The organism is Actinoplanes palleronii (assembly GCF_016862315.1).
In the GTDB taxonomy this organism is placed as follows: Bacteria; Actinomycetota; Actinomycetes; order Mycobacteriales; family Micromonosporaceae; genus Actinoplanes; species Actinoplanes palleronii.
In genome coordinates this window covers 61,837-87,800 of sequence record NZ_BOMS01000009.1, presented here as the reverse complement: position 1 = coordinate 87,800, position 25,964 = coordinate 61,837, and the positions used below count along the sequence as shown (strand labels likewise).

Annotated in this window: 19 protein-coding genes; 11 read left to right on the top strand and 8 right to left on the bottom strand. The window is 71.2% G+C overall.

Annotated features, from left to right (window positions below; genetic code table 11):
* Window positions 1–87: 87 nt before the first annotated feature.
* The 3 genes from Apa02nite_RS02335 to mmsA are packed head-to-tail and all read right to left on the bottom strand — an operon-like array spanning window position 88 to window position 4,097.
* Window positions 88–1,203, bottom strand: a complete 1,116-nt coding sequence (locus Apa02nite_RS02335) for a substrate-binding domain-containing protein (RefSeq protein ID WP_203823603.1) — start codon at window positions 1,201–1,203, stop codon at window positions 88–90.
* A gap of 45 nt (window positions 1,204–1,248) precedes the next feature.
* On the bottom strand, window positions 1,249–2,553 hold the full coding sequence (mmsB, locus tag Apa02nite_RS02330) for a multiple monosaccharide ABC transporter permease (RefSeq protein ID WP_203823602.1): 1,305 nt from the start codon (window positions 2,551–2,553) through the stop codon (window positions 1,249–1,251).
* Window positions 2,550–4,097, bottom strand: a complete 1,548-nt coding sequence (gene mmsA, locus Apa02nite_RS02325) for a multiple monosaccharide ABC transporter ATP-binding protein (protein ID WP_067697732.1) — start codon at window positions 4,095–4,097, stop codon at window positions 2,550–2,552. Before mmsA ends, mmsB begins: the two co-directional genes overlap by 4 nt.
* 212 nt (window positions 4,098–4,309) lie before the next feature.
* Between mmsA and Apa02nite_RS02320 the strand changes: the two genes are divergently transcribed.
* On the top strand, window positions 4,310–5,551 hold the full coding sequence (locus Apa02nite_RS02320) for an ROK family transcriptional regulator (protein ID WP_203823601.1): 1,242 nt from the start codon (window positions 4,310–4,312) through the stop codon (window positions 5,549–5,551).
* Between the two features lie 59 nt (window positions 5,552–5,610).
* Here the strand turns inward: Apa02nite_RS02320 and Apa02nite_RS02315 are convergent, their stop codons facing one another.
* The 3 genes from Apa02nite_RS02315 to eccB all read right to left on the bottom strand — a co-directional run bounded on the left by Apa02nite_RS02315 (window position 5,611) and on the right by eccB (window position 8,819).
* Window positions 5,611–6,909, bottom strand: coding sequence for a WXG100 family type VII secretion target (locus tag Apa02nite_RS02315; protein WP_203823600.1), 1,299 nt, complete (start codon window positions 6,907–6,909; stop codon window positions 5,611–5,613).
* A complete protein-coding gene (locus Apa02nite_RS02310; protein ID WP_067697742.1) occupies window positions 6,909–7,265 on the bottom strand; it encodes a hypothetical protein in 357 nt (118 codons plus the stop codon). Before Apa02nite_RS02310 ends, Apa02nite_RS02315 begins: the two co-directional genes overlap by 1 nt.
* Before the next feature lie 132 nt (window positions 7,266–7,397).
* Window positions 7,398–8,819 carry a type VII secretion protein EccB gene (gene eccB, locus Apa02nite_RS02305; RefSeq protein ID WP_067698033.1) on the bottom strand — a complete coding sequence of 474 codons (1,422 nt, stop codon included), beginning with the start codon at window positions 8,817–8,819 and terminating at the stop codon, window positions 7,398–7,400.
* Between the two features lie 169 nt (window positions 8,820–8,988).
* Between eccB and eccE the strand changes: the two genes are divergently transcribed.
* Entirely contained in the window at window positions 8,989–10,200 is a 1,212-nt protein-coding gene (gene eccE, locus Apa02nite_RS02300; RefSeq protein WP_203823599.1) for a type VII secretion protein EccE, read from the top strand.
* A gap of 37 nt (window positions 10,201–10,237) precedes the next feature.
* A complete protein-coding gene (locus Apa02nite_RS02295) occupies window positions 10,238–10,915 on the top strand; it encodes a hypothetical protein (protein WP_203823598.1) in 678 nt (225 codons plus the stop codon).
* Window positions 10,916–10,946: 31 nt separating this feature from the next.
* Here the strand turns inward: Apa02nite_RS02295 and eccD are convergent, their stop codons facing one another.
* On the bottom strand, window positions 10,947–12,326 hold the full coding sequence (eccD, locus tag Apa02nite_RS02290; protein WP_239164064.1) for a type VII secretion integral membrane protein EccD: 1,380 nt from the start codon (window positions 12,324–12,326) through the stop codon (window positions 10,947–10,949).
* A 197-nt stretch (window positions 12,327–12,523) separates the two neighbouring features.
* Between eccD and eccCa the strand changes: the two genes are divergently transcribed.
* The 6 genes from eccCa (at window position 12,524) to Apa02nite_RS02260 (ending at window position 20,756) form a co-directional block, all read left to right on the top strand.
* A complete protein-coding gene (gene eccCa / locus Apa02nite_RS02285; protein ID WP_203823597.1) occupies window positions 12,524–16,477 on the top strand; it encodes a type VII secretion protein EccCa in 3,954 nt (1,317 codons plus the stop codon).
* A gap of 199 nt (window positions 16,478–16,676) precedes the next feature.
* A complete protein-coding gene (locus Apa02nite_RS02280) occupies window positions 16,677–16,991 on the top strand; it encodes a WXG100 family type VII secretion target (RefSeq protein ID WP_067697749.1) in 315 nt (104 codons plus the stop codon).
* Between the two features lie 31 nt (window positions 16,992–17,022).
* Entirely contained in the window at window positions 17,023–17,304 is a 282-nt protein-coding gene (locus Apa02nite_RS02275) for a WXG100 family type VII secretion target (protein WP_232344436.1), read from the top strand.
* 89 nt (window positions 17,305–17,393) lie between these two features.
* A complete protein-coding gene (gene mycP / locus Apa02nite_RS02270) occupies window positions 17,394–18,836 on the top strand; it encodes a type VII secretion-associated serine protease mycosin (protein WP_203823596.1) in 1,443 nt (480 codons plus the stop codon).
* Window positions 18,837–18,975: 139 nt separating this feature from the next.
* Window positions 18,976–19,401: a hypothetical protein gene (locus tag Apa02nite_RS02265; protein WP_203823595.1), complete on the top strand. Its 426-nt coding sequence runs from the start codon at window positions 18,976–18,978 to the stop codon at window positions 19,399–19,401.
* A 17-nt stretch (window positions 19,402–19,418) separates the two neighbouring features.
* Window positions 19,419–20,756, top strand: a complete 1,338-nt coding sequence (locus tag Apa02nite_RS02260; protein ID WP_203823594.1) for a WXG100 family type VII secretion target — start codon at window positions 19,419–19,421, stop codon at window positions 20,754–20,756.
* A 211-nt stretch (window positions 20,757–20,967) separates the two neighbouring features.
* Here the strand turns inward: Apa02nite_RS02260 and mycP (Apa02nite_RS02255) are convergent, their stop codons facing one another.
* Window positions 20,968–22,170 carry a type VII secretion-associated serine protease mycosin gene (mycP, locus tag Apa02nite_RS02255; protein ID WP_239164062.1) on the bottom strand — a complete coding sequence of 401 codons (1,203 nt, stop codon included), beginning with the start codon at window positions 22,168–22,170 and terminating at the stop codon, window positions 20,968–20,970.
* Window positions 22,171–22,291: 121 nt separating this feature from the next.
* On the opposite strand from mycP (Apa02nite_RS02255), the gene mycP (Apa02nite_RS02250) reads away from it, so the two are divergent.
* Entirely contained in the window at window positions 22,292–23,428 is a 1,137-nt protein-coding gene (gene mycP, locus Apa02nite_RS02250) for a type VII secretion-associated serine protease mycosin (RefSeq protein ID WP_203823593.1), read from the top strand.
* Between the two features lie 393 nt (window positions 23,429–23,821).
* Entirely contained in the window at window positions 23,822–25,960 is a 2,139-nt protein-coding gene (locus Apa02nite_RS02245) for an Ig-like domain-containing protein (RefSeq protein WP_203823592.1), read from the top strand.
* Window positions 25,961–25,964: the final 4 nt, after the last annotated feature.

Here is a 25,964-nt window from a genome sequence, read left to right as displayed (position 1 = left end):
GGTATCGCAAATCCCTCTGGTGGTGTCGCAAACAGCGAACGGGTGCCCCCGGCAGAGCCGGGGACACCCGCAGTCGCTAACCGGGAATTACTTGGTGAGCGCGGACAGCTTCGGGTCGTTCGCGTAGGCCTCGGCAGCGTTCGCCTTGGTCACGATGACCGGGGGGAGCAGGTAGGCCGGGACGACCTTGGAACCGTTGTCGTACGACTTGGTGTCGTTGACGGTCGGCTCGGCACCGGTCTGCAGGGCCTGGACCATCTTGATGCTCTCGGCCACCAGGGTGCGGGTGTCCTTGTTGATGGTGGAGTACTGCTCGCCAGCCATGATCGACTTGACCGACTCGACCTCGGAGTCCTGACCGGTGACGACCGGGATCGGCTTGCCGGCGGCCTTGACCGAGGTGATGATGGCGCGGGCCAGGGTGTCGTTCGGCGAGAGGACGCCGTCGAGGGTCTTGGCACCGTTGTAGGTCGAGGTCAGCAGCGAGTCCATGCGCGACTGCGCACCCTCGGCCTTCCAGCCCTGGATGGCGGTCTGCTTGACGTCCTTCTGGCCGGAGCCGACGACGACGTCACCCTTGTCGATCAGCGGCTTGAGGACGTCCATCGCACCGTTGAAGAAGACACCGGCGTTGTTGTCGTCCGGCGAGCCGGAGAACAGCTCGACGGTCCACGGGCCGGTCGGCTTCTTGGCCTTCATGCCGTCCAGCAGGGCCTGGCCCTGGAGCTGGCCGACCTTGAAGTTGTCGAACGCGATGTAGTAGTCGACGTCCTTGGTGTTCGTGATCAGCCGGTCGTAGGCGATCACGGTCGCGCCGGCGGCCTTGGCCGCGGTGACCTGGGTCGACAGCTGCGCGGCGTCGGTCGCGCCGATGATGATGACCTTGGCACCCTTGGTCACCATGGCGGTGATCTGCGCCTGCTGGTCGGCGACGGTCGTCGACGCACCGGCGTACTGCACGTCGGACTGGAAGCCGGCGGTCTTGAGGCCGTTGGTGAACAGGTCACCCGCGAGGACCCAGTTCTCCGAGGTCTTCGACGGCAGCGCCACGCCGATCAGGGCGTCCTTGGCGAAGCCCTTGGCGGCGGTACCGGTGTCGGTGCCGGTGTCGCCGTCACGGTCGCTACCACCACAGGCGGCGAGACCGAGGGCGAGCAGAGCGGCCGTGCTGACGGCCAGGCTCCGGGTGAAGAATTTGCTCATGGTGCGGTAGACCCTTCTGTTTCTTTAATCTGGGAGTGAGAGAAGTCAGTTGGAAGCGGGGGTCTTGTCGTCGGCGACGTGCTCGACGACCGGCGCCGCGGCCGGGGTGGCCGGCTCGTCGCGGCGGAACGGTTTCGTCAACGCACCGACGATCGAGAACTTGCCCTGCTTCTTGTTGTAGACGTCCAGGGCGACCGCGCCGAGCAGGAACAGACCCTTGATGATCTGGACCTTGTCGGAGCCGGTGCCGATCAGCTGCAGGCCGTTGTTCAGCACTGCCATGACCAGACCACCGACGATGGCGCCGCTGATCGTGCCGAGGCCACCGGCGACTGCCGCGCCACCGATGAAGACGGCGGCGATCGCGTCGAGTTCCCAGCCGTTGCCGTCCTGCGGGCCGGAGGCCGCGGACCGGGCCACGAAGATCATGCCGGCCAGAGCGGCCAGGACCGACATGTTCATCATGACGTAGAAGTTGACCCGGCGGAGCTTGACGCCGGACAGCTCGGCGGCGCGGGAGTTGCCACCCACCGCGTAGATGTGCCGGCCACCTGAAGTGTTCCGCGTGTAGAACGAGTACGCGATCACCAGAACGGCCAGAATGATGCCCGAGATGGGGAAACTGGTGCCGACCCGGCCACCGGCGAAGCGCAGCGTCGCGAAGACGATGACGGCGACCATCAGGGCCATCCGCAGGATCGCGATCCACAGCGGGCTGGGCTCGGCGCCGACCATCTGCTGCCGGACCTGCCGGGCGCGCAGCTCCCGCCAGATCACCGCGAGGCAGGCGAGCAGGCCGAGGATCAGGGTCCAGTTGTTGTACCCGGTGTTCGGGCCGAACTCCGGGAGGTAGCCGGAGCCGATCTCCCGGAAGCCCTCCGGCACCGGCACCGTGCTGGCGTCGCCGATGTACTGGTTACCACCGCGGAACAGCAGCATGCCGGCCAGCGTGACGATGAACGCCGGTACGCCGACGTACGCCACCCAGAAGCCCTGCCACGCGCCGATTGCCGCGCCGACGACCAGGCCGAGCAGGATGCCCAGCGGCCACGGCACGTCGTGCTCGGTGATCGCCTTGGCCACGATGATGCCGGTGAACGCGGCGACTGAGCCGACCGACAGGTCGATGTGGCCGGCCACGATCACCATCAGCATGCCGATGGACAGGATCGAGATGTACGCGTACTGCTGGGTCAGCGCGATCAGGTTGCCGGAGGTGAGCGTCAGCCCGTCCGTCTTCACCTGGAAGAACACGATGATCGCCAGCAGCGTGAAGATCATCCCGAACTGGCGTGCGTTCGAGGTACCGCCCCCGAACAGGTTCTTCTGCAATTCTTTAAATCGGCTCATGACGTGGCCAGCTTCTTCATCGAGGTCATCTGCTTCATGAGGAGTTCGGGTGCGGCGTCACGCCGGGCGATCTCGCCGGTGATCGAGCCTTCGAACACGGTGTAGATGCGGTCGCAGAGCCCGATCAACTCGGGCAGCTCGGAGGAGATGACGATGACGCCCTTACCCTCGTCGGCGAGCCGCTGGATGATGCCGTAGATCTCGTACTTCGCGCCGACGTCGATGCCACGGGTCGGCTCGTCGAGGATCAGCAGGTCCGGGTCGGTGAACATCCACTTCGCCAGGACGACCTTCTGCTGGTTGCCACCGGAGAGCTTGGTGACCCCCTCATCTACGGTCGGGGTCTTGATCCGCAGGTTCTTGCGGTACTCCTCGGCCTGCTGGTACTCGGCCGCCTCGTCCAGGACACCGTGCTTGGTGATCTTGGAGAGCTTGGCGGCGACGACCGAGGTCTTGATGTCGTCGAGCAGGTTCAGGCCGACTGCCTTGCGGTCCTCGCTGACGTACGCCAGGCCGTTCGCGATGGCGTCCGAGACGTTCTTGAGCTTGACCTCTTTGCCGTCCTTGATGATCGTGCCATCGAGGAAGACGCCGTAGGACCGGCCGAAGATGCTCATCGCCAGCTCGGTGCGGCCGGCGCCCATCAGACCGGCGAAGCCGACGATCTCGCCGCGCCGCACGGTGAAGTTCGAGTTCTTGCAGACCAGCCGGTCGGCGGAGATCGGGTGCCGGACCGTCCAGTCGCGGACCTCGAAGAACACCTCGCCGATCTTCGGCTCGTGGTCGGGGAACCGGCTGTTGAGGTCACGGCCGACCATGCCGCGCACGATCCGGTCCTCGTCGGCGCCCTCGCCCTTGACGTCGATCGTCTCGATCGACTTGCCGTCGCGCAGGATCGTGATCGAGTCGGCGACCGCCTCGATCTCGTTCAGCTTGTGCGAGATCATGATCGAGGTGATGCCGCGCGACCGGAACCCGCGCAGCAGGTCCAGCAGGTGCTGCGAGTCGTTCTCGTTCAGCGCGGCGGTCGGCTCGTCCAGGATGAGGAGCTTGACGTCCTTGGCGAACGCCTTGGCGATCTCGACGAGCTGCTGCTTGCCGACGCCGATGTCCTTGATCAGGGTGTCCGGGTCCTCGCTGAGCCCGACCCGGGCCATCAGCTCGAGGGCCTGACGGTTCGCGGCCTGCCAGTCGATCCGGCCGAACCGGCGCGGCTCGTTGCCGAGGAAGATGTTCTCGGTGATGGACATGCCGGGCACCAGCGCGAGCTCCTGGTGAATGATCACGATGCCGGCGTTCTCGCTGGCCCGGATGTCGGAGAACTTGGTCTCCGCACCCTGGTACAGGATCGATCCGCTGTAGGAGCCGTACGGGTAGACGCCGCTGAGCACCTTCATCAGCGTCGACTTCCCAGCACCGTTCTCCCCGCAGATCGCGTGGATTTCGCCGGAGCCGACCACCAGGTTGACGTTCGACAGCGCCTTGACGCCGGGGAACTCCTTGGTGATGCCTCGCATCTCCAGCAACGGCGGAGCGCCGCCCATGTTCGCCTCCAGGGGTGCCAGACGAAGACCGTCATCCGCCCGGGGGCGGCTGGGCTCGTGCAGCTGTCGAAGCAGCCGGGGTAGCTCTACTCGAGCCTGGCCCCGTCTTTTCGAGACGGAAACTTTCTTGTGCCGGGACTGTAAATCCAATTGTTTTACTAAGTCAACGCGAGGCGGCATCATGTTGGTAACAGCTCGATGGAGGCTCGCGCGTGCGACGAACAGGGACGAATCTTCCAAAGGTCGGTCAGTACAACCAAGCGGTCGTACTCGACCAGATCCAGCACGCCGACGGCATAAGCCGTGTGGAGATCGCCCAGCTCACCGGTCTCACCCCGCAGACCGTGTCCAGTATCGTCCGCCGGCTCATCGGTGACGGCATAGTCCGGGAGGACGGCGCCGAGTCGTCCTCCGGCGGCAAACCCCGGACCCGGCTGCGGATCAACGCGGCCGCCGGTCTCGCGGTCGGTGTGCACTTCGACCCGGTCCAGATCACCTGCGTGGTGGTCGACCTGCTGGGCCAGCCACTGGTCACCATGCAGCGGCCCACCCCGCCGGACGCCGACCCGGAACGGATCACCGAGGCGGTGGCCGAGATCGTCGGCGAGGTGCTCGCCGCGGCCGGCCTGCGGCGCGACCAGGTGCTCGGCCTGGGCCTGGCCACCCCGGGACCGATCGACCAGTCCCTGGGCATCCTGGTGGTGCCCCCGCTGCTGCCCACCTGGGGCCGGGTGCCGCTGAAGAAGATGCTGGTCGAGGCGACCGGCATGCCGGTCACCCTGGACAACGACGCGACCGCGGCGGCGATCGGCGAACGCTGGGCGGGCGCCGGGCGCGGGGTGGGCAACTTCGCGTACTTCTTCTTCGGCGCCGGCATCGGTGGCGGCCTCATCCTCAGCCACCAGATCTACCGCGGTGGATCGATGAACGCCGCCGAGTTCGGGCACACCTCGGTGCAGGAGGTCGGTCCGCCCTGCTACTGCGGCAACCGGGGCTGCCTGGAGAGCCTGATCAGCCCGGCCGCCCTGGTCGGCGAGACCCGGCGCCGGCTGGCCGCGGGGGCCGGCCGGAAATCCCGGCTCGCGAAGCTGTTCGAGGACGACCCGGCCTCGGTGGACTACGACGCGCTGCGCCTGGCCGCGGCCGACGGCGAGCCACTGGCCGTGGAGATCATCGAGGCGGCCGCCGAGCGGCTGGCCACCGCGGTGGTCAACGTCGCTAACGTGGTCGACGTGGACCTGTTCGTGCTCGGCGGGCACGGCCTGCGGCACATCGAGGACCGGTTCCGGAGCGCGGCGGAACGGGCGCTGGCGACCCGCACGCTGGCCCGTCGTATTCGTACGGTGAAGGTGGAACTGTCGCCGCTCGGCCCGGGTGCCGCCGTGATCGGTGCGGCCGCCCTGGTCCTCTACGACACCTACTCGCCGCAGGTGTCCGAGCTGCTGTCGCTCTGACCGGAAAAGGCTCGCCCGCAGCAGATGCGGACGAGCCTTTTACCGTACGAACAGCCTGGTCAGCCGCCCAGAACCGGGGGAGCGGCGTTGCTGCCACCCCACACCATCTCGTCCTCGGTCAGCCAGGTGGTGCGCTCGTCGGCCTCGTCCTCGTCGCCCCGGCCCGCGCCACGCCCGGCGGCGTTGCCCGCGGCCTGGCCGCCCTTGCCGTGCAAGCCGTCCCGGACACCCAGGTCACCGGCCGTCCCGCGACCGGCACCGGGCCCGTTGCCGGCGCCGTGACCGCCGGACGACGACGCGCGAGCAGTCTCGCCGCCACGCCCGCCGCCACTGCCACCGGCCGACATCGACCGGCCGCCGGGCGGGTTGGCGCCCTGCACACCGGCGCCCGAGGAGCCGTTGGTGAGCAGCGCGGCGCCACCGACCAGACCGGCGGCGAGCGCGAGCCCGCCACCGGCCGCGAGCCAGCCGTTGCCGCTGCCACCGGTCAGCGAGGAGCCACCGCCGGCCGTGATCAGACCCGGGCTGGTGCCCGGACCGGTCGTGCCGCCGCCACCACCGGCGCCGGCCAGGCCGGTGCCGGGCGGCTCGTCGCCGACACCCAGGGTGGGTGAGGTCGTCGCGTGGTCACCGCCGCCACCGGTGCCGATGTCCGGCCCGGTCGAGGCGTGCGTCGGCGTGGCGATGGTGCGCTCGGACTTCAGCCCGCCGAGCCCGGTGGACCCGGCGCTGCTGACCGCGGCGGACGTGCCGACCGACGTCGCCTTGTAGCCGTCGTCGTTGATGCTGCGCGGCAGGCCCGGGTCGACCGGCTTCAGCGGCGGCGCCCACGTCGAGCCCTCGGCCGTCTGGTAGGACGCCGCCAGGCCCGCGACCAGCTCGATCATGCGGTTGTGCGCCTTGTCCTGCTCGGCCTTGTCCTGCTGACGACCGTAGATGCTGCCGATCAGCGCGCCGGGCGCGCCACCGACCAGGCCGCCCTTGAACGCCCCGGAGATCGCCTTGTCGTTGTCGTCGGTCTCCGCCGGGTCCTCGGCCTTGGCCTGTGCCGAGCGCAGCACGGCGGCCTGCTCGGTGAGCCCGGTGCCGAACCGCTGGTACTCCTCGCTCAGCGTCTGGGCGTGCCCGGACACCAGCGACAGCCGCTGCTTGAACTCGGCGCCACCGGTGCTGTCCCACGACCCGGAGAGCTTGCCCAGATCGGTGTCGAGGGCCCGGGCCAGGTCGGCCAGTGTGCTCGTCATCGCCGACCACTTGGCGGCCAGGCCGTCGATCTGGCCCGGGTCGCCGGCCTTGAGGTCGTTGTACAACTTCTCGTGGCTCACGCCCTCGTACTTGGCGTAGAACTCGTCAGCCATTACTCGCCCTCCAGGGCCGTGTAGACACCGGTGAGGGCCGAGCCGATGGCCTCGGCGTTGGCGCGGTTGCGCGCCTCCGTGGTGCTGTAGTTCGCGATGATCGTGGTGGTCGCCTCCTTGGCGGCCACGATCGCCGCCCGCAGGCTCAGCGCCCGGGAACGGTGCTCCTGCAGCAACTCGTTGTACCGCTTGGCGCCGGCGTTCGCGTCGGCGAACTCGCCCAGCTGCGGTGGCCGGCACGCCAGCTCGTTGTCGAGCTGGCGCAGCACGAACTCGGCCTCGGCCAGCCGGGCGGTGAGTGTGTCGTGGAAATCCTCCAACGAGAGGACATCCACCGTGGTGCGTTGGTCGGTCATCGCGTCATCCCCGTTCGATCTGCGCGACCGCATCGGCGATCTACTGTCGTTCGCTGTGCAGACGTCAGATTAATGGATCCCGGCCAGCGAAGCGACCGCCTATAGACCTGTCGCTATTTGTCAGGACATTCCTCATGATCCGGTCGATGCCGCCGGAGCGGCCTGTGTCGTGGCGAACGCCTTGGCGGCGGCGATGTCCAACGTGGGCCCGGTCGGCACCAGCGTCAGCATCGCGGCGGGCACCGGCGTCGGCGTCACCCCGCCGTACCCGAGCGCCTTGCGCGCGTCGCCGTTGCGCTCGCCGAACGGGTACCGCACCCCGCCGGCCACCAGGTAGACCGCGGTGCCCGAGGACTCACCGCTGCCCGCGATCGCGCGCACCACGGCGGCCCGGCCACCGGTCATCACCACCTGGTCGACGGTCTGCACCTGGTCGCGGGCGCCCTGCTGGCCGGCCACCGCGTCGGCGGTGGCGGTCTGCAGATCCGGGGGCAGCGTCTTGAAGACCTCGACCGTGGTGGTCAGCGGCATCCGGCCGGCGGTGTCCCGGTCCGCGACACAGACCGCCACCGGCGCCGGCAGGTTGTTCAGCGCCGGCATCGCCGGCGGCATGCCCGCCGGCTCGACGCTCTCCCGCACCAGTGCGCCACCGACCTGGTCCGGGGTGATCTGCCGGGGGCTGCCGCCACCGGCCAGCGCCAGCCGGGCGCTCACCTCGCCGATCGTGACCAGACCGGTACGGGTCAGCACGTAGTACTGCCCGGCGGACTGGAAGAGGTCGCCGACCAGCGCCGACGCGCCACCGATCGGCTTGGAGCTGGGCAGCCCCTTGCCGGGCAGCGCCAGCGGCTCCAGGTCGGGGCCGGCGGCGATCGCGTTGATCAGCGGTTCGTCCACCTCGACCGGGGTGGCCGAGGTCAGGCCGAGCGCCGCCATCACCGCGGTGCTGGCGATCCGCAGGCGGGTGTTGTGCCACACCAGATAGGTCGCGTCACCGGAGCTGACCAGCAGGCCCCGCTCGCCGAGCGGCGCCGCGCCGGGCAGCTCGCGCCCGATCACGGCGCGTGAGACCGAGCCGCCGGCGGTCGTCTCGCTGGCCGCCTGGCACACCTGCCAGGGCAGGCCGAGCAGGTTGCCGGCCGCCGGCAGCGCGTCGGGCGCGCCGGCGATGCCCACCGGGAGACCCCGGGGCAGGCCCTGCAACGACTTCTGCGACATGGTGCGGACGTCCGGCGCCTCCGAGTCCAGCACCAGCCGCGCCGACGTGTAGTTCAGCGCCGGGTACAGCTTGCCGTTCAGATAGACGTACTTCGCACCGGTCTCCTTCTCGATGACCAGTGCCTGGTCGGACAGCCCGCTCTGCTTCCCGGTCACCAGACCGTAGACGCCGAGCCCGGCCAGCACGATCGCGCCGACCATGGCGCTGGCGAACAGCGCCATGCCGAGCCGGCGCATGGGTAGCTCGTTACTCTCCGGTTCCCCGGACAACATGGCGGATACGATCCGCCGCGTCACGAACCGGTACGCCTGAACCTGCTCCCGCCGCGTGCGCACGGTCACCTCCGAGCCGAATCCGCCAATACACCCGGAGAAAGTCCGGAAGCACCCCCGCCGCGGCCCTACCGGCTCCGCGGAGCTTCCCTACGATAAGGGTCCGCCGGGCGGCGTGTGACACACGCTTGGCCCGGACAGCGGGGCACGGTCGAGAAGGAGAACGCGGGGGATGACGATTACCCAGGCGCAACCGCCCCGGGGGAGCGAGCCGGTCGCGGCCGGAGGACCGGTGTCCCCGGCTCGACGGCGGACAGGGCGCATCGCCGGCCTGCACGTCGGACAGGTGATCGCGGTCGAGATCGCGGCCCTCGCGGTGGCGCTGAGCCTGCACCAGCCGATGTGGATCGTCGGCGTGGTCGGCGGCGCCGCGGCACTGGTGCTGATCGCCGGCTTCGGCCGCCGTCAGGGCCGGTGGTGGTTCGAGCACCTGCTGGTCAACCGGCGGTTCAAGCGTCGCGCCCGGCGGTCGGCGGCGGCGGCCGCGCAGACCCGTACCGGTGCGCTCCCGGCGGCTCTCGCGGCCCTGGCGCCGGATCTGCGGATCGCCCAGATCACCGACCGCGGCAACCAGGTCGGCATCGGCCAGGACGGCGACGGCTTCTTCGTGGCGCTGGCCGTGACGCTGCCCCGGCAGCAGCCGCACGCCCTGCCGATCCCGGTGCTGGAACGGCTGGCCGCCGTCACCACCAGCGGCAACCCGGCCTCCGCGATCCAGATCGTGGTGCACACCGTGCCCGGTCCCAGCGCGCTGCTGCACCGGTCGGCGCCGGCCGTGCAGTCGTACCTGGAGCTGCTCAACGGTGAGGCGGTGCCGGCCAGCCGGCAGATCTGGGTGGTGATCCGGCTCGATCCGCGCGACGCGCGGACCGCGTCGGCCGCGCGCGGTGGCGGGATCGACGGCGTGCACCGCGCGCTCACCGCTTTCGCCGGCCGGGTCGGCAAGGCCCTGCGCGGCGGCGATGTGACATATCGCATCCTCGACGCCGACCAGCTGACCGCCGCGATCGCCACCGCGGCCGGCCTGACCGGATCGCCGACCCCGCCCCGGGAGGAGTGGGCCCGCTGGGTCAGCGGCGAGGCCGGGCACCTGGTCTTCGCGCTGACCGGCATCCCGCCGCGCTCGCTCAGCGGGCTGCTGCAGGAGACCGCACAGGGCCCGGTCACCTCGACCACCGTCGCGGTGCGGATGGCGCCGGCCGCCGAGGGCGCGCTGACGCTCAGCGGCGTGCTGCGGGTCGCCGCGGCGCCGGACGGCCTCGAGGAGGTCGGCACCTGGGTGCGGGCCCAGGCAGACCAGGCCGGGGTGAGCATGCAGCGCCTCGACGGGCAGCAGGCCGTGGGCGTCTACGCGGCCGCACCGACCGCGGCCGGCCCGCTGTGAGACCCTGCACGCGCCTGACGACCGGGAGGCCGACGAAGTGAGCGACAACACCCTGATGCTGCGGCACGCCGCCGACCCCGCGTCGCCGGCCGTGCAGCCGTTGCCGGCCGGTCCGACCGGGCTGGTCCTGGGCCGGGTGCAGGACGGCAGCGTCGCGACGGTGCCGATGTTCCGGCCCGAGCGGACCCGGATCGCGCTGATCGGCAAGCTGGCGCTGGGCCGGCTGCTGGTCTTCCGGGCACTCGCCATGGGCGCCCGGGTGGTGGTGCGCACCGAGTCACCCGCGCACTGGCAGGGCCTCGGCGAGTGGGCCACCGGCCGGTCCGACCGGCTGTGGCTGATGACCGAGGGCAACGTGGTCCCGCCGATCCCGTCCGACGCCACCCAGCCGGCCCTGATCGTGCTGGACCTCGGGTCCGCCGCGCTGTCGGTGACCACACCGGAGCAGCCGTGGCACACTCGGCTGACCCTGCTGCCGGACCTGAGTGTGAGCAACGCCCGGACGGTCGCCGACGCCGACGCCTACGTCTTTTCCCGCCTGACGGCGGAGGAGGTCTCGGTCGCGGTCTCCAGCCTCCGGCTTCCGGTACGAGCAGTGGACCCGCTCGCGGTGCTGAACCCGGACATGGTCGGCGTGGTGCAGGCGGACGCGGCCAGCTACGTGTGGCTGACGCCGACCGCCACCGAGCGCCAGCACCTGGGCCTGACCACGTGAGGCGGGGCCCCCGTCACCGGGGGCCCCGGGTTCACGACTTGACCGTGGTGATCCAGCCGTACAGGCCGCAGACCCAGGCGGCCAGCGGCACGACGGCGACGATCAGCAGGATCTCGGCGAGGTCGAGCAGCCGTCCCCAGACCGGGGAGATCCGCCGGCCGGCCACCGCGGTGCCGTAGACCAGGCTGATCGCGGCCGCCACCACCAGGCCACCGGTCACCGCGGTCAGCCGCAGCGCCGGTCCGCCCTGGTGGTACAGCCCGTACGCGGCCAGGGCCAGCGCCAGGCTGCCGGCGCCCAGCATCGGCAGCCGCTGGGCCTGCGTCAGCAGCGGGCGGGCCCGCAGAAGCAGGAGCAGCGCGAACACCGCGCACAGCGCCAGGTTCGGCGCGTCGCCGTCGAGGACCAGCACCAGCGACGCGCCGCAGATGATGGTCGCCACGGTCGCGATCAGGCCGGTCAGGAACCGGTCGGCGCGGTCGCTGAGCATCAGGATCCGGGCGCCGTCGACGAAGTCGTCGTCGGTCTTGAGGTCGTCCGGGCCGGTCGGCACCGACGGGATAGGCAGCCGGGCCAGCCGGTACGCCAGCAGCGGCAGCGACGGCACGACGGCGAACGCCAGCGCGGCCGCGACCGCGGCGCCCGCACCGGGGGCCACCCCGAACGCCAGGCAGACGCCGGTGCCCAGAGCCAGCGCCCCGGCCACGCCCATGGTGCCCAGGAACAACGGCCCGGATGCGCCGACCGCCACGGTGGCGGCCGCCGCGGCCACCAGCAGGGTCACCGCGGAGAGCAGCACGTGCGGCGCGGCCAGCTCGCCGAGCTTGCGGTCACCGCCCAGCACCAGCAGGCCGCCGACCGCTGCGTACCCGAGCCCGGCGACCGCGACCAGGGTGGCCGCGGTGGTGTGCCCGGCCGCCCGGGACAGCACGGCCGCGGTGGCCAGCAGGGCGATCGCGGCGCACAGCCCGACCAGCCCGCCGGGCAGCTGCGGCGGGCCGGAGAACAGCACGGCCACCGCGCCGGCCAGGGCCATCGTCGCCGCGAACACCACGGCGAACCGCCGGGTGTGCTTGACCTCCCAGCGGCCCGAGCGGTTCTGGGTGCCGGTCGCCACGGCGTCCACCACGTCGTCGAAGAGGACCTCGGGCGCGGCCGCGTTGCGCGGGGTGAAGTAGAGCACCTCACCGTCGCGGATCTCGAGTTCCATCGATGTCCGGCTGGAGTCCAGCGGCGACTGGCCGAGCCGGTTCAGCGACCATCCGCCGTTCTTGGCGCCCTCGTCGGCGAGGTCCTCCCCGGCGTGCCACAGCAGGATCGGAAGCAGGTCGGCCATCGGCACGTCGGCCGGCAGCGCCAGATCCATCCTGGTCCGTGGCGCGACGATGGTGACCCGGGTGAGACCCCCCACGATGCTGCTCGTCACATTCGCCCCCCGTGCCGGTTGATGTCGCGTATGTCCGGTGCCCGTCGCCCTCACCGACCACGTCCATCGATGGGGCACGCACACGACCGGTGCAGCGTACCTATGATGTCGTGCGCGTACGATGCCCACCCAAAGAGATCGGCGTCAGCCGGCAGACGGACATCCGGGGGAGGTGACCCGTCGTGAGTACGGTGCTGTTCCGACGCCCGCCCAGGCGCATGGGCCCGCAAATGCCACGCGGCGAACTGCTGTTGGAGTCGCCGCCCGAAATTCCCGAGGCGCTTCCCCGCAGCATGGGGCAGATGCTGATGGTGCTGCCGATGATCTGCGGCGTCGGCGCGATGGCGTTCCTGTACGCCGGCAAGGGCGGCGGCACCATGATGTGGGTGGCGGGCGGCCTGATGGGCGTCTCGATGCTCGGCATGGCGGTCGGCACCATGGGTGGCGGCAACAACGACTCCAAGGCGGAGCTGAACGCCGAACGCCGCGACTACATGCGGTACCTGGCCCAGATGCGCAAGCGGGCCCGTCGCGCGGCCGCGCAGCAGCGCTCCGCGACCACCTGGAAGCACCCCGAGCCGGACGCGCTGTGGTCGATCGCCGCGTCCCGGCGGCTGTGGGAGCGCCGGATCACCGAGGACGACTTCGGCGAGGTGCGGGTCGCGGTCGGCTCGCAGCGGCTGGCGATCCAGATCGTCCCGCCGGAGACCAAGCCGGTCGAGGACCTGGAGCCGATGACGGCCGTCGCGCTGCGGCGGTTCGTCCGGGCCCAGTCCAGCATCCCCGGACTGCCGATCGCGCTGTCGGTGCGCGCGTTCAGCCGGATCGTGCTGCGCGGCGAGCGCGACCCGGTCCTGGACATGGCCCGTGCCCTGCTCGGCCAGCTGGTCACCTTCCACGCGCCGGACGACCTGCTGGTCGTCGTGGTCGCGGCGGCCGACCGGCAGCCGGTGTGGGACTGGGTGAAGTGGCTGCCGCACGCACAGAACACCCGGCGTACCGATGCGGCCGGCGGCCGGCGGATGGTCTTCAGCACTCTCGCCGAGGCGGAGGCCGCCCTGGGCGAGGACCTCGGCAGCCGCCCCCGGCACAGCGCGGACGCGCGCCCGCTGACCACCGCGCCGCACGTGCTCGTGGTGCTCGACGGCGGTGAGGTGACGCCGACCTGCCAGCTGCTCGGCTCCGGTCTGCTCGGCACCACCGTGCTGGACCTCTCCGGGGCGGTGCCCCGCGACGCCGGCCGGTGGCTGCTGTGCCTGGACGTCGGCGCCGAGAGCGTCGGCATCGACCGGGGCGCCGCGAGCACCCCGCTCGGCCGCCCGGACCGGCTCTCCGTCCCGCAGGTCGAGGCGCTGGCCCGGCAGATCGCACCGTTCCGGCTGTCCGCCCCGGCGGTCACCGACGAGCCGCTGGCGCGCAGCATGGAGCTGCCCGACCTGCTCGGCGTCGGCGACGCCGGCGCGGTGGACCCGCGGCTCACCTGGCGGGTCCGCCCGCACCGGGAACGGCTGCGGATCCCGCTCGGCGTCGGACCGGACGGCAGCGTCATCGAGCTGGACTTCAAGGAGTCGGCGCACGAGGGCATGGGCCCGCACGGCCTGATCATCGGCGCCACCGGCTCCGGCAAGAGCGAGCTGCTGCGCACGATCGTCGGCGCGCTCGCGGTCACCCACTCGTCCGAGGAACTGAACTTCGTCCTCGTCGACTTCAAGGGCGGCGCGACGTTCGCGTCGCTGGACGTGCTGCCGCACACCAGCGCCATGATCACCAACCTGGAGAACGAGCTGCCGCTCGTCGACCGGATGAAGGACTCGCTGGCCGGCGAGATGGTGCGGCGCCAGGAGCTGTTGCGCGCCGCCGGCAACTACGTCTCCCGTTTCGAGTACGAGAAGGCGCGCCAGGACGGCGAGCCGCTCGAGCCGATGCCCAGCCTGCTGATCATCTGTGACGAGTTCAGCGAGCTGCTGGAGAAGAAGCCGGACTTCATCGAGCTGTTCGTGATGATCGGCCGGTTGGGCCGCTCGCTCGGCGTCCACCTGCTGCTGGCCAGTCAGCGGCTGGAGGAGGGCAAGCTGCGCGGGCTGGACACGCACCTGTCGTACCGGATCGGTCTGCGCACGTTCTCCGCGGTGGAGAGCCGGATCGTGCTCGGGGTGCCGGACGCGTACGAGCTGCCGAACGCACCCGGGCACGGCTACCTCAAGACCGACACCCAGACCATGCTGCGGTTCCGTGGCGCGTACGTGTCCGGCGACTACCGCCAGGCCGGCCGCGCCACGCGCTCGCAGGCGGTGGTGCAGCGGCAGGTGGTGCCGTACGGCATCGACTTCGTACCGGTGCCGGAACCGATCGGCGAGCAGATCACCGCGCCGGAGTCCGAGCAGGAGGCCTCCGGCAAGCAGCTGAGCATGCTCGACGTGATGGTCGACCGGCTCCGCGGGCACGGCAGCCCGGCACACCAGGTCTGGCTGCCGCCGCTGGGCGAGCCGCCGAGCCTCGACGAGATCCTCCCGCCCCTGGTGGTCGACCCGGTGTTCGGGCTGACCACGGCGGGCTGGGCCGGTCGTGGCCGGCTGCACGTGCCGGTCGGCGTGGTGGACCGGCCGTACGAACAGCGCCGCGACCCGATGATGGTCGAGCTCGACGGCGCCGGCGGCAACGTGGTGATCGTCGGAGCTCCGCTGTCCGGCAAGAGCACGCTGCTGCGGTCCATGCTGTCCTCGATGGCGCTCACCCACACCCCGCGTGAGGTGCAGTTCTTCTGCCTCGACTTCGGTGGTGGCGCGCTGGCCAGCCTGGACGGCCTGCCGCACCTGTCCGGGGTGGCGCGCCGCCGGGACGTCGAGGGGGTCCGCCGGACCGTCGCCGAGGTCACCGCGCTGCTCGACCAGCGCGAGGTGCACTTCGCCGAGAACGGTGTCGAGTCGATGTCCGGATACCGCCGGCGGCGTGCCGCGGGCGAGTTCCGCGACGACCCGTTCGGCGACGTCTTCCTGGTCGTGGACGGCTGGAACACGCTGCGCCAGGAGTACGAGGAGCTGGAGCAGGCGATCACCCTGCTGGCCGGCCGCGGGCTCGGGTTCGGTGTGCACGTGGTGATCACCGCGGCCCGCTGGGCGGAGATCCGGATCAACATGCGGGACCTGCTGAGCACCCGGTTGGAGCTGCGGCTCGGCGAACCGGGCGAGTCGGAGATCGACCGCCGGTCGGCCGCGAACGTGCCGCAGAAGTCGCCGGGTCGCGGTCTGACCCGGGACAAGCTGCACATGCTCGCCGCGGTGTCGCGTCTGGACGGACGGCACGACATCGAGGACCTGGGCGACGCCACCGGCGACATGGTCAAGCGGATCGCCGCGGCCTGGCCCGGCGAACCCGCGCCGAAGGTCCGGCTGCTGCCGCGCGAGCTGCCGGTCGCCGAACTGGCCCGGCTGATCGACCCGGCCGCGCCGGGCATCGGGCTCGGCGTCGACGAGGCCGCGTTGGCCCCGGTCATGCTCGATTTCGCCACCGAGCCGCATCTGATCATTTTCGGTGACGCGGAATGTGGCAAGACGAACCTGCTGCGCCTGATCGGCCGGTCCATCTCGCAGCGGTACACCCGTGAGGAGGCGCTGCTGGTGGTCGCCGACTACCGGCGCGGGCTGCTCGGCGCGTTCGACGAGTCGCACCTGCTCGACTACGCGCCGTCGGCACAGGTGTTCAGCAAGGGACTCGGTTCGATCAAGTCGGCGCTGGAGAAGCGGCTGCCCGGACCGGACGTCACCCAGGAGCAGCTGCGGGCCCGCAACTGGTGGAAGGGTCCGGAGCTGTTCCTGCTGGTCGACGACTACGACCTGGTCGCATCGGCCGGCAACAACCCGCTCAGCGCCCTGATCGACCTGCTGCCGCAGGCCCGGGACATCGGACTGCACCTGATCGTCACCCGCCGGATCGGCGGCGCGGCGCGGGCCATGTTCGAGCCGGTCCTGCAGCGGATGCGGGAGCTGGACACCCCCGGTCTGCTGATGTCCGGCAACCGCGAGGAGGGTCAGCTGCTCGGCAACCTGCGGCCCAGCCCGCAGCCGCCGGGCCGCGGCACCCTGGTGCGCCGGCGTGACGGACATCGCGTCGTGCAGACCGCGTGGAGCGAATTGTGATGACTCAAATCGGACAGATGGCGACCGATATCGACGGGAATCGTGAAGGATTTCCGGGTTCGCCGCTGCCCGGGGCTGCTGAGGGTGGCAAACCTCAGTTACGGTATGGCGCAAAGTGTCCGACGGTTAGGTCTCAGCGCCTTACCGCGGGGGAGGCGCGGCAGCACGCCGCCTTAACGATGACGAAGGGGTGAGAAGCATGACGTCCCCGTTCGAGGTCGATCACGCGACACTGCATTCCGCGGCGAACGACGTCCGCACCACGCGCAGCGAGGTCGACGGTGAGCTCAAGAAGCTGTTGGGTGTAGTCGACGATCTGGCGATCGCTTGGCAGGGGCAGGCGTCCAGTGGCTTCCAGAGCCTGATGCAGCGGTGGAACGAAGACACCACCAAGCTGCAGACCGCGCTGGACGACATCGCGAACCTGCTCGACAAGTCCGGTACCGCGCACCAGGTGACCGACGAAGAGCAGCAGCAGATGCTCGACAAGTTCCACTCTGCGCTGAACCCGTAGGCCTGACGACGAGAACCTGGGTGGATTTCTGATGAGCATGATCAAGGTCGACTACGCCGTCCTCGAGAATTCGCACGCGCAGATGACGTCGATCTCGCGGACCATCGACGAGAAGCTGGACACCCTCCGGCAGATGCTGTCGAAGCTGGTCTGGGATGGTCAGGACCGCGCAGCCTACGAGCAGCACCAGGCTCAGTGGGACGCGGCCGTGCGTGACATCAACCAGATCCTGAACGAGATCGGTGGAGCCGTGGGCGTCGCCCGCGAGAACTACGTCTCGACCGAGATGAGCAACTCGAAACTCTGGGGCTGATCCCAGCTCCTCCGCACGCGGCTCCGTTCCCGGTTCGGTCCGGGGCCGGAGCCGCGGGTGTGTCGGCTTCAGGAAAGGGACTACGCGCGATGCGTTTGACGGTGGGAACGGGGCCGGTGGCCAGGGTGGCCGCGGCCGCACTGGCGGCGGCGATCGTGTCGGTCCTGAGCTGGCCGGGCGTGGCACACGCCGACACGGTCGCCGACTACCAGAAGTGGTATTTCGACGCGTTGAAGATCACCAGCGCCCACAAGACCTCGCAGGGCGCGGGTGTCGTGGTCGCCGTGGTGGACAGTGGTGTCGACGCCACTCACCCGGACTTGCGCGGCCAGGTCCTTTCCGGACACAGCACGACCAGCGAGGGTGCCGCCGACGGCCGCCGCGATCTCGATCGGGACCAGGGTCACGGCACCGCGATGGCCGGCGTGATCGCGGGCCGTGGTGGCGGGTCGCAGCACGTTCTGGGCATCGCGCCCAAAGCCAAGATTCTTCCCGTGTCGGTGAGTGAGCGCTACGACCCGCGCCAGGTGGCCGATGGCATCCGCTGGGCCGCCGATCACGGTGCCGATGTGATCAACGTTTCCATGGGTGGCACCGACAGCACCGACAGTCAGGTCAGTGCGATCCAGTACGCGCAGTCGAAGAACGTCGTCGTGGTGGCCGCCTCCGGCAACACTGACGAAGGCTTCCGGACGGTGCCCCGACCGGCCAACATTCCGGGTGTGATCGCCGTGGCCGGCATCGAGAAGTCCGGTAATGCCTGGGATGGTGCCACGACCGGCCCAGAGGTCGTGCTCGCCGCCCCGTCGGTCCAGGTCATCTCCGCGGCGCCAGGCGGGCTGACATCGAACGGCTACCGGGTGGGCGATGGCACCAGTGAGGCATCCGCGATCGTGTCCGGGGTTGCCGCCCTGATCCGAGCGAAATATCCCGATCTGGACGCCGCGAATGTGGTGAACCGGCTTATCCGTACCGCCGACGACCGCGGTGCGTCGGGCCGCGACGCGGAATATGGCTTCGGTGTGGTCGACCCTGTCGCCGCCCTGACCGCAGATGTCCCATCGGTGAAGGCGAACCCGCTGGTGGGCAGCACGAGCGCGGCGGCGCCCGCCGGTCCCGGTGCGACCACGGGCGAGGAGAAGGGCGACAGCGACCCCGATGTGGCGTTCTCCGTCGGAGACCCGAAGGCGGCCGTCCTCCAGGGCGGACTGTGTCTCGCCGTGGTGGTCCTGATCGGATGGCTGCTCGTCGCCAGGTCCCGCCGCAACCGCCGCAGGGCGGCCGCGCTCCGATCCGCCTACCCGCCCGGCTATCCCAGCGCGCCGCCCGGCTATCCGCAGGGTGCCCCGCCGCAGCCGGGTTACTACCCGCCGGCCCAGCCCGGCTATCCGCCGCAGCAGCCGGGTTATCCCCCGGCCCAGCCGGGCTATCCGCCGCAGCAGCCGGGTTACTACCCGCCGACCGGCTATCCCCCGGGCGCACCCGGGCAGGCACCGCCGCCCGGGCCGAACCCCGGCCCGGACCACCGGTAACAAAGACACCGCACGCTACGGGGAGGACTGACCGATGACGGATGAGTACACGGACCCTGATCGGACGGGGTCGAGCATCCCGGTGCCTGTTCCGGTGCCGATGCCAGGGATCTTCCTTCCCGGCCACTTCGGTTCGGAGATGGACAACGTCTACACCTCGAGCGTGCCCACGGGCGTGGTGGCCGACGCGGGGGACGCTGGCGCCAACACCGAGTGGGACGCCGCCACCCTCGACGACGCGATCAGCTGGCTGAACGCCACCGGTAAGTGGCTCCACGACCTGTCCTTCGGGATGGTCGACATCAAGGAGCTGATGGGCGGCGCGGAGGGTGGGAAGAGCCCGATGGGCACGTTCCCGTGGGCGCAGGAGCTCAGCAGGCTCCATTCCACGCTCTACAGCAACACGGAAGCCCAGATCAAGCAACTGTCCAAGAACCTCTACGAGGCCGCGACCGCCTTGCAGAACGTGAAGGACAACTACGACCGGGCCGAGGAACGCAACGCGTTGAACGCGACCGACATGCAGCAGATCTTCGCTGACGCGGCCCGCCGCCCGCAGGCCTGAGCACGGGGGAGGAAGCGATGAGCAAGAGCTGGGAAGAGATGGTCCAGGAGGTCGTCGTCGACGGCCGTCCCGGTGATGTGCGGAGCGCCTCGCTCGGCTGGCAGGAACTGCTGGGTCACCTGCGGGACGTGCAGACCAGCCTGGAGACCAACGTCAAGGACCTCGGTGCCACCTGGAAGGGCAAAGGCTACGAGGCGTTCAAGGCCCACATCGACGGCCTTGCCAAGACCACCGGATACCTGGTGGAGGACGCCGAGAAGAACGACGGGATCGTCGCCAGCCTGAGCGGTGCCGCGGACCGGCTCCACGAAGCGCAGGCGGCGATGCCGATCCCGCTGGCCTCCCAGGTCGACATCGCGGCGGCCCGGGACGGTCGGCTCGTTCTCGGCGTAGGAACGTTCGAGGTGAAGGTGAAGCCGGGCTTCCTGAGCTGGGGGCCGCAATCGTGGGGCGCGAAGCTGCACGACTGGATGTTCGACCAGACCTCCGAGGCCCGGAAGATCTACGACCAAGTCGACAATCAGTATCAGACTCAAGCCGCGAACATGCCTGAGCCGATCATTGAGACCGGAGGCGGTCTCGACAAGGGCTACACCACCCCCGATCTCGGGGGCGGCGGCGGCTCGGGCGGCGGCGCGGGCGGCTTCGGCGGCGGCGCGGGCGGTGGCGCCGGCGGCATGCCCAGCTCAAAGGGCTTCAACCCCTCCGACATCGGTTCAGGCGGCGGAGTCGGTACCGGCGGTTCCGGCAACTACCCCTCCGGCGGTGGCTCCGGCGACTACCCCTCCACCGGCGGCATCGGCGACTACCCGTCCTCAGGTGGCGGTTCCGGTAGCTACCCCGGCACCGGCTCCGGCAGCTACCCCGGTTCCGGCTCCGACCCCGGCGACTACGGCACCGGCCTGGCCGGCGCGGGCGGCGGTGGCATCGGCGGTGGCGGTGGTGGCCTGGGCGGCGGCGCCGGTATCGGCAGCGCCGGACTGGGCGGCCTCGGCAGCACCAGCGGTCTCGGTTCCACGGCCGGCCTCGGCGGCGGCGCCGCGGGTGCCGGTGGCTTCGGCGGCGGCGCGATCCCCGGCGGCGGCGCGCTGGGCAAGCCGGTCAGCGGCGCTGCCCCGGGCATGATGGGCGGCGGCGCGGGCGCCGGTGCCGGCAAGGGCGGCGCGGGCAAGGCGGGCGGCACGAAGGCCGGTTCCTCACTGCGGGCCGGCGGCGGCGCGGGTGCCGGTGGAGCACCGGGTTCGCGCGGCGGCGCCGGCTACGGCGAGGACGGCCAGGAACGCAACAGCTGGCTGCAGGAGGACGAGGACGTCTGGGGCACCGGCGGCGACCTCCCGCCCGGCGTGCTCCGCTGACGACGACCTGACGACGACCTGACGACGAAGGCCCCGGCCCGGACCCGCTGACGCGGCCGGGCCGGGTCCCGTTCAACCCCCGACCACCCCGCCGCTCACGAAGGCCACGCCACGCATCCAGCAGCGCAGGAAAGGCCGCGAGGGAAAGCGGCGCGGCGCAAGGAAGGCCGAGCAGGGAAAGCCGAGCAGGGAAGGCCGAGCGGCCAGGGAACTAGGACGGACCGGCCCGCCAGCCCCGTTCCTTGCCGCGCCTCGCGATCGGTCGCGCCAGCAGGATCAGGATCGCCAGCACCACCGCCACGATCGCGGCGATCTCCGCGGCTGTCCGCACCCCGGCCATCGCGTCGTCCGCGTTCTGCGGTTTCGGCAGCGCCGCGGCCGGCAGGTTCTCCCGCTCGCCGAGGACGCTGGTCACCGCGCGGTACGGGTTGACCACCCCGGCCCCGGCCTCCGGGGTCAGGCCCTCCGGCGGGTTGTCCGCGGTGGCCACGATCCGGTGCAGCAGCTCGTCGACCGGCATGTCCGGGTAGTACGACCGGACCAGCGCGGCCACCCCGGACACGTACGCGGCAGCGAAGCTCGTGCCGCCCTCGGCCTCGCTGGTGAAGCCACCACCCGGCGCCGGCGCCGTGATCTGCAGCCCGGGCGCGGCCACGTCGATGTAGTCACCGCTGATCGACGTGTCCACGTGTTTGTCCTGCTGGTCGACCCCGGCCACGGCGAGCACCACCGGATAACCGGCCGGGTACGCCGGCTGGTTGCGCTGCGTGCCGCTCTCCTGGTTGCCGGCCGCGGCGACCACCACCACCCGGTGGGCGATCGCGTAGTTCACCGCCGCGGCCAGCTGGGGCGTCGGCACGGTCTCCAGCGACAGGTTGATCACGTCGGCGCCGTTGTCGACCGCCCAGCGGATAGCCTGCGCGATCCGGAACGGCAGCTGCTGGTCGAAGTTCTTGTCGGTGGTCTGCAGCACCCGCACCGGCAGGATCAGGGCGTCCGGGGCGATGCCGCTGAACGCCGAGCCCTCGGTCTGCCGCCCCGCGATGATCCCGGCGACCATCGTCCCGTGGCCCGCCTGGTCGCAGCGGCCCAGGAGCGCGGGCTGGATGAAGTCCTTGCCGTTGCGCACCTTGCCTTTGAGCGCCGGGTGGTCCGCGGCGACGCCGGAGTCGATGACCGCGACCGTGGTGCCCAGGCCGCGGGTGAGCGGCCAGACGGCGTCCGGGGCCAGCCGGGTCTGCGCCCAGGGCGCGGTGGTGGGCGCCGCGGTGCCTTTCGGGCCGCAGGTGGCGGCGAGCGCCGGCTCGGCCACCACCATCGGGACCGCGGCCGCGAGCAGGACCGCGGTCAGCAGCCTGGCGGTCCGGCCGGTACGGCGGGGGTGTGCGGGCGCGGTTCGCGGACGATTCGGCACCCAGCGAGGGTAGCGGGCCGGAGCCCGGCGTGGTGGGGGTGACCGGCGCCGGCCGGGAGTCGGTAGGGTGCCTGCGATTCGGCGGACGTGCCTGGGGAGGCTGCGAGTGAACCGGTGGCGGATGGCAGAGCGCGGTACGGCCGCGGTGGGCGCGGTCCTGCTGGGTTTCCTCGCGGGGGTCGTGCCCGCCGCCCCGGCGCTCGCCGAGTCCATTCAGGAACGGCAGTGGTACCTGGACTACCTGCACGTACGCGAGGCGCACAAGATCTCCACGGGCAAGGGCGTGGTGGTCGCCGTGATCGACTCGGGGGTGGACGCCCGGAATCCCGACCTGGCCGGGCGGGTGCTGGAGGGCAAGAGTTACTGGCCCGCCGACCCGGCCGGCGACGGCGGCAAGACCGATCACGGCGGGCACGGCACCAGTGTGAGCGGGATCATCGCCGCCAACGGCCGGAAGTACGGTGCGCTCGGCATCGCCCCCGGCGCGAAGATCCTGCCGGTGTCCGTGACGGTCGGCAAGGGCAGCGGCGGCATCTACAGCGGCAGCGTCCCGCCGGACAGCATCCGCTGGGCCACCGACCACGGCGCCCAGGTGATCAACATGTCGTACGGCGGCAGGATCACCTCCCCCGAGGAGCGCGCCGCGATCCAGTACGCGCTGGACCACGACGTGGTGCTGGTCGCCGCGGCCGGCAACAGTGCCTTGTCCACCGGGGTCGACTCGCCGGCCAAGATCCCGGGCGTGCTGGCGGTGTCCGGGTACGACGAGAAGGGCACGTTCTGGAGCGGCTCGGTACACGGCCCGGAGGTGGCCCTCGCCGCGCCGAGCGTCAACATCATCACCCTCGGCGTGATGGACCGGGGCGCGAGCGGTTACGTGCTGGCGCCCGGCGGCACCAGCGGCGCGGCCCCGATGGTCGCCGGCGCCGCCGCCCTGATCCGGTCCCGATACCCGGAGCTCAAGGCCCCCGACGTGATCAACCGGCTGATCTCCACCGCCACCGACGCGGGCCCGAAGGGCCGGGACGACCAGTACGGTTTCGGCCGCCTCGACCTGGTCAAAGCGCTCACCGCGAAGGTCCCCGCGGTCACCGCGAACCCGCTCGGCGACCCGACCCCGACCGCCGAACCACTGGCCGCCGAACCCGAGTCGAAAGCCGACGCGTGGCTGCGCCAGGTCCTCACGATCACCGCCGCGGCCCTGGCCGGCCTCCTGGTCGTGGCCGGCTCGCTGTTCCTGTTCCTGCGCCGCCGCTAAACCCCATTGGGTACGAATACCGAGTCCCGCCCGCAGGCTACGAGCCGCGTCCCGCCCATGAGGCCGCCGCGAGACCGCGCCCACCCGGACCGAGGCGCGCCGCAGGGTTCCGGCTGGTTCCTGGGGGTGTCTCAGGGGTGCGCAGGCACCCCTGAGAACCAGCCAAGGCCGGGAGGCGCGCGGCGGCCCGGTGCGGCAGCGGTCTCGCGTGGTGAGCGGCACCGGCCGGGGGCGCGCTGCGGCCCGGTGCGGCAGCGGTCTCGCGTCGCCTCACGGGCGGGACTCGGCTCGTAGCCTGCGGACGGGACTCGCTGGTCGTACCAAAAAGGGGTTTGGGGTCTCAGGGGCCTCGTTGTTCTCATGTGAGTGCGGGGGCGGCCGATCCGGCTGAGCATGATCCGACCGGTTGCGTTGTTCACCGCCGCACTGCTGTGCGCCACTCCCGCCGTCGCGCAGGCCGCGCCGGCCGGGACCACGCTCACCGGGGTGCTGCAGCGCACCGTCGCCGACGCGTTCCCGGGTGGCGCGGACGTCACCCGCACCGAGGTGGTGACCAGCGCCGGGACGGCGATCGCGGTGCCGGCGGACCTGGCGGAGGGGATCACCTCCGGCGCGACGGTGACCGTGGACCGGGCGGCGGACGGGACGGTCAGCGAGGTCGGCGGGCGGATGCGAACCGCCGCGACCACGTCGGTGGCCGGGACACACCACCTGGTCGTCGTCCCCGTCCACTGGCAGGCCGCGCTCGCGCCGGTGCCGGACTTCGCCGCGCTCGGCAAGCAGGTCGACAAGTACTACGACACGGTCAGCGGCGGCGCGATCCGGTTCACCGTCGACAAGGTCACCGCGGTGACCAGGCTGAGCACGGCGATCAGCGGCTGCGACCACAAGGCGATCGAGACGGCCGCCCGGGCGATCGCCGGCACCACCGTGAAGGACCGGTTCCACCACGTCGTCGTCTGGTTCCCCCGGCTGGCCGCCTGCTCCTGGGCCGGTCTCGGCACCATCGGCGCCGGCCAGTACGGCGACAGCTTCGTCTGGCTCAACGGCTACGACTCCACCCAGGTGGCCGGGCACGAGCTCGGTCACAACCTGGGCCTGTGGCACAGCGACGGCTACCACTGCTACGCCGACGCCACGCGCAAGACGACGGTGCCGCTCTCCGCGACCTGTGCCGTCGAGGGGTACGCCGACCCGTGGGACATCATGGGCAACCGGGCGGCCGGCGAGCTGACCGCGGCGCACCTCGACGCGCTCGGGGTGCTGGGCGCCGGTGGCACCCAGCCGGCGACGGCGGGCAAGCAGGTCGTGCTCGCGCCACTCTCCGGCGGCAAGGGTCTGCGGCAGGTCACCTGGACCAGCGGGACCCGCACCTGGTTCCTCGAGTACCGCACCGGCGGGCGCCTCGACCAGCCCATGGCCAAGGCCGGCACCGGGCTGGCCGTCCGCTTCGTGGACAGCGGGCTGGCCAGCGAGTACGCCCACGACCACCAGCTGCTGTCGTACCACCCGGCGGTGCCGGTGCTGCTGCCCGGCGAGGGCTGGAACGATCCGGCCGGCACCATGGCGATCCGGACCGGCACGGCGACGGCAGCCGGGCTGCCGGTGACGATCAGCAAGGTCGTCGACACCAAGGCGCCGTCCGCGTTCGCGCTGACCGCCCCGAAGGCCAATGCGTCGATCACCACCGCGAAGGCCACGGTGACCTGGAGCCGGGTCACCGACGACTCCGCTGTCACGTCGGTGTCGGTACTTGTCGACGGCGTGGTGGTGGCGACCGCCCCGGGGACCGCGACGTCGGTGGCGGCGGCGATCCCGGACGGGACGCACAAGCTGCAGGCGGTCGCGGCCGACCCGTACGGCAACACCAGCCGGACCGCCGCGATCACGATCAAGGCGGACGGCAACGCGCCGGTGGGCAGCCCGGTGCCGGCCGCGTACCTGCGGGCCGGGGGCACGGTCAGCGCGAGCGGGGTGCCGGTGTCGGTGCGCTGGGACCTGACCGACCCGAACGGCGTCGCCCAGCAGAAGATCACGGCGAGCACCGGCAGCGGCGCGACGACCCTGGCACCGGCGGCGCGGCAGTTCGCGGCGACGGCGAAGCCCGGCGTACGGACCCGCTGGGATCTCGCGGTCGCCGACAAGCTCGGGCACGCCGGCAAGGTCCTGGGGGAGTGGGCGACCACGGCGGTCGAGGTGCGCGGGGGCACGTACACCGGGGCCTGGTCGACGACGAGCGGAAGCACCCGGCTCGGTGGCAGTGAGCAGACCACGGTGGCGAAGGACGCGGCGGTGTCCTACACGTTCACCGGCCGTTCGGTCGGGCTGGTCGGCACCCGCGACAAGTCCAGCGGCGTCGCGGACGTCTACGTCGACGGCACGAAGTTCAGCAGCGTCAACCTGGCCAGTGCGACGGCCGGGAACCGGTCGGTCGTCTACACCCTGACCTGGTCGGGGTCCGGCACGCACACGGTCCGGTTCGTGAACCGCGCCAGCCGGCTCAACGTGGACGGTTTCGTCACGTTGTCCTGACACA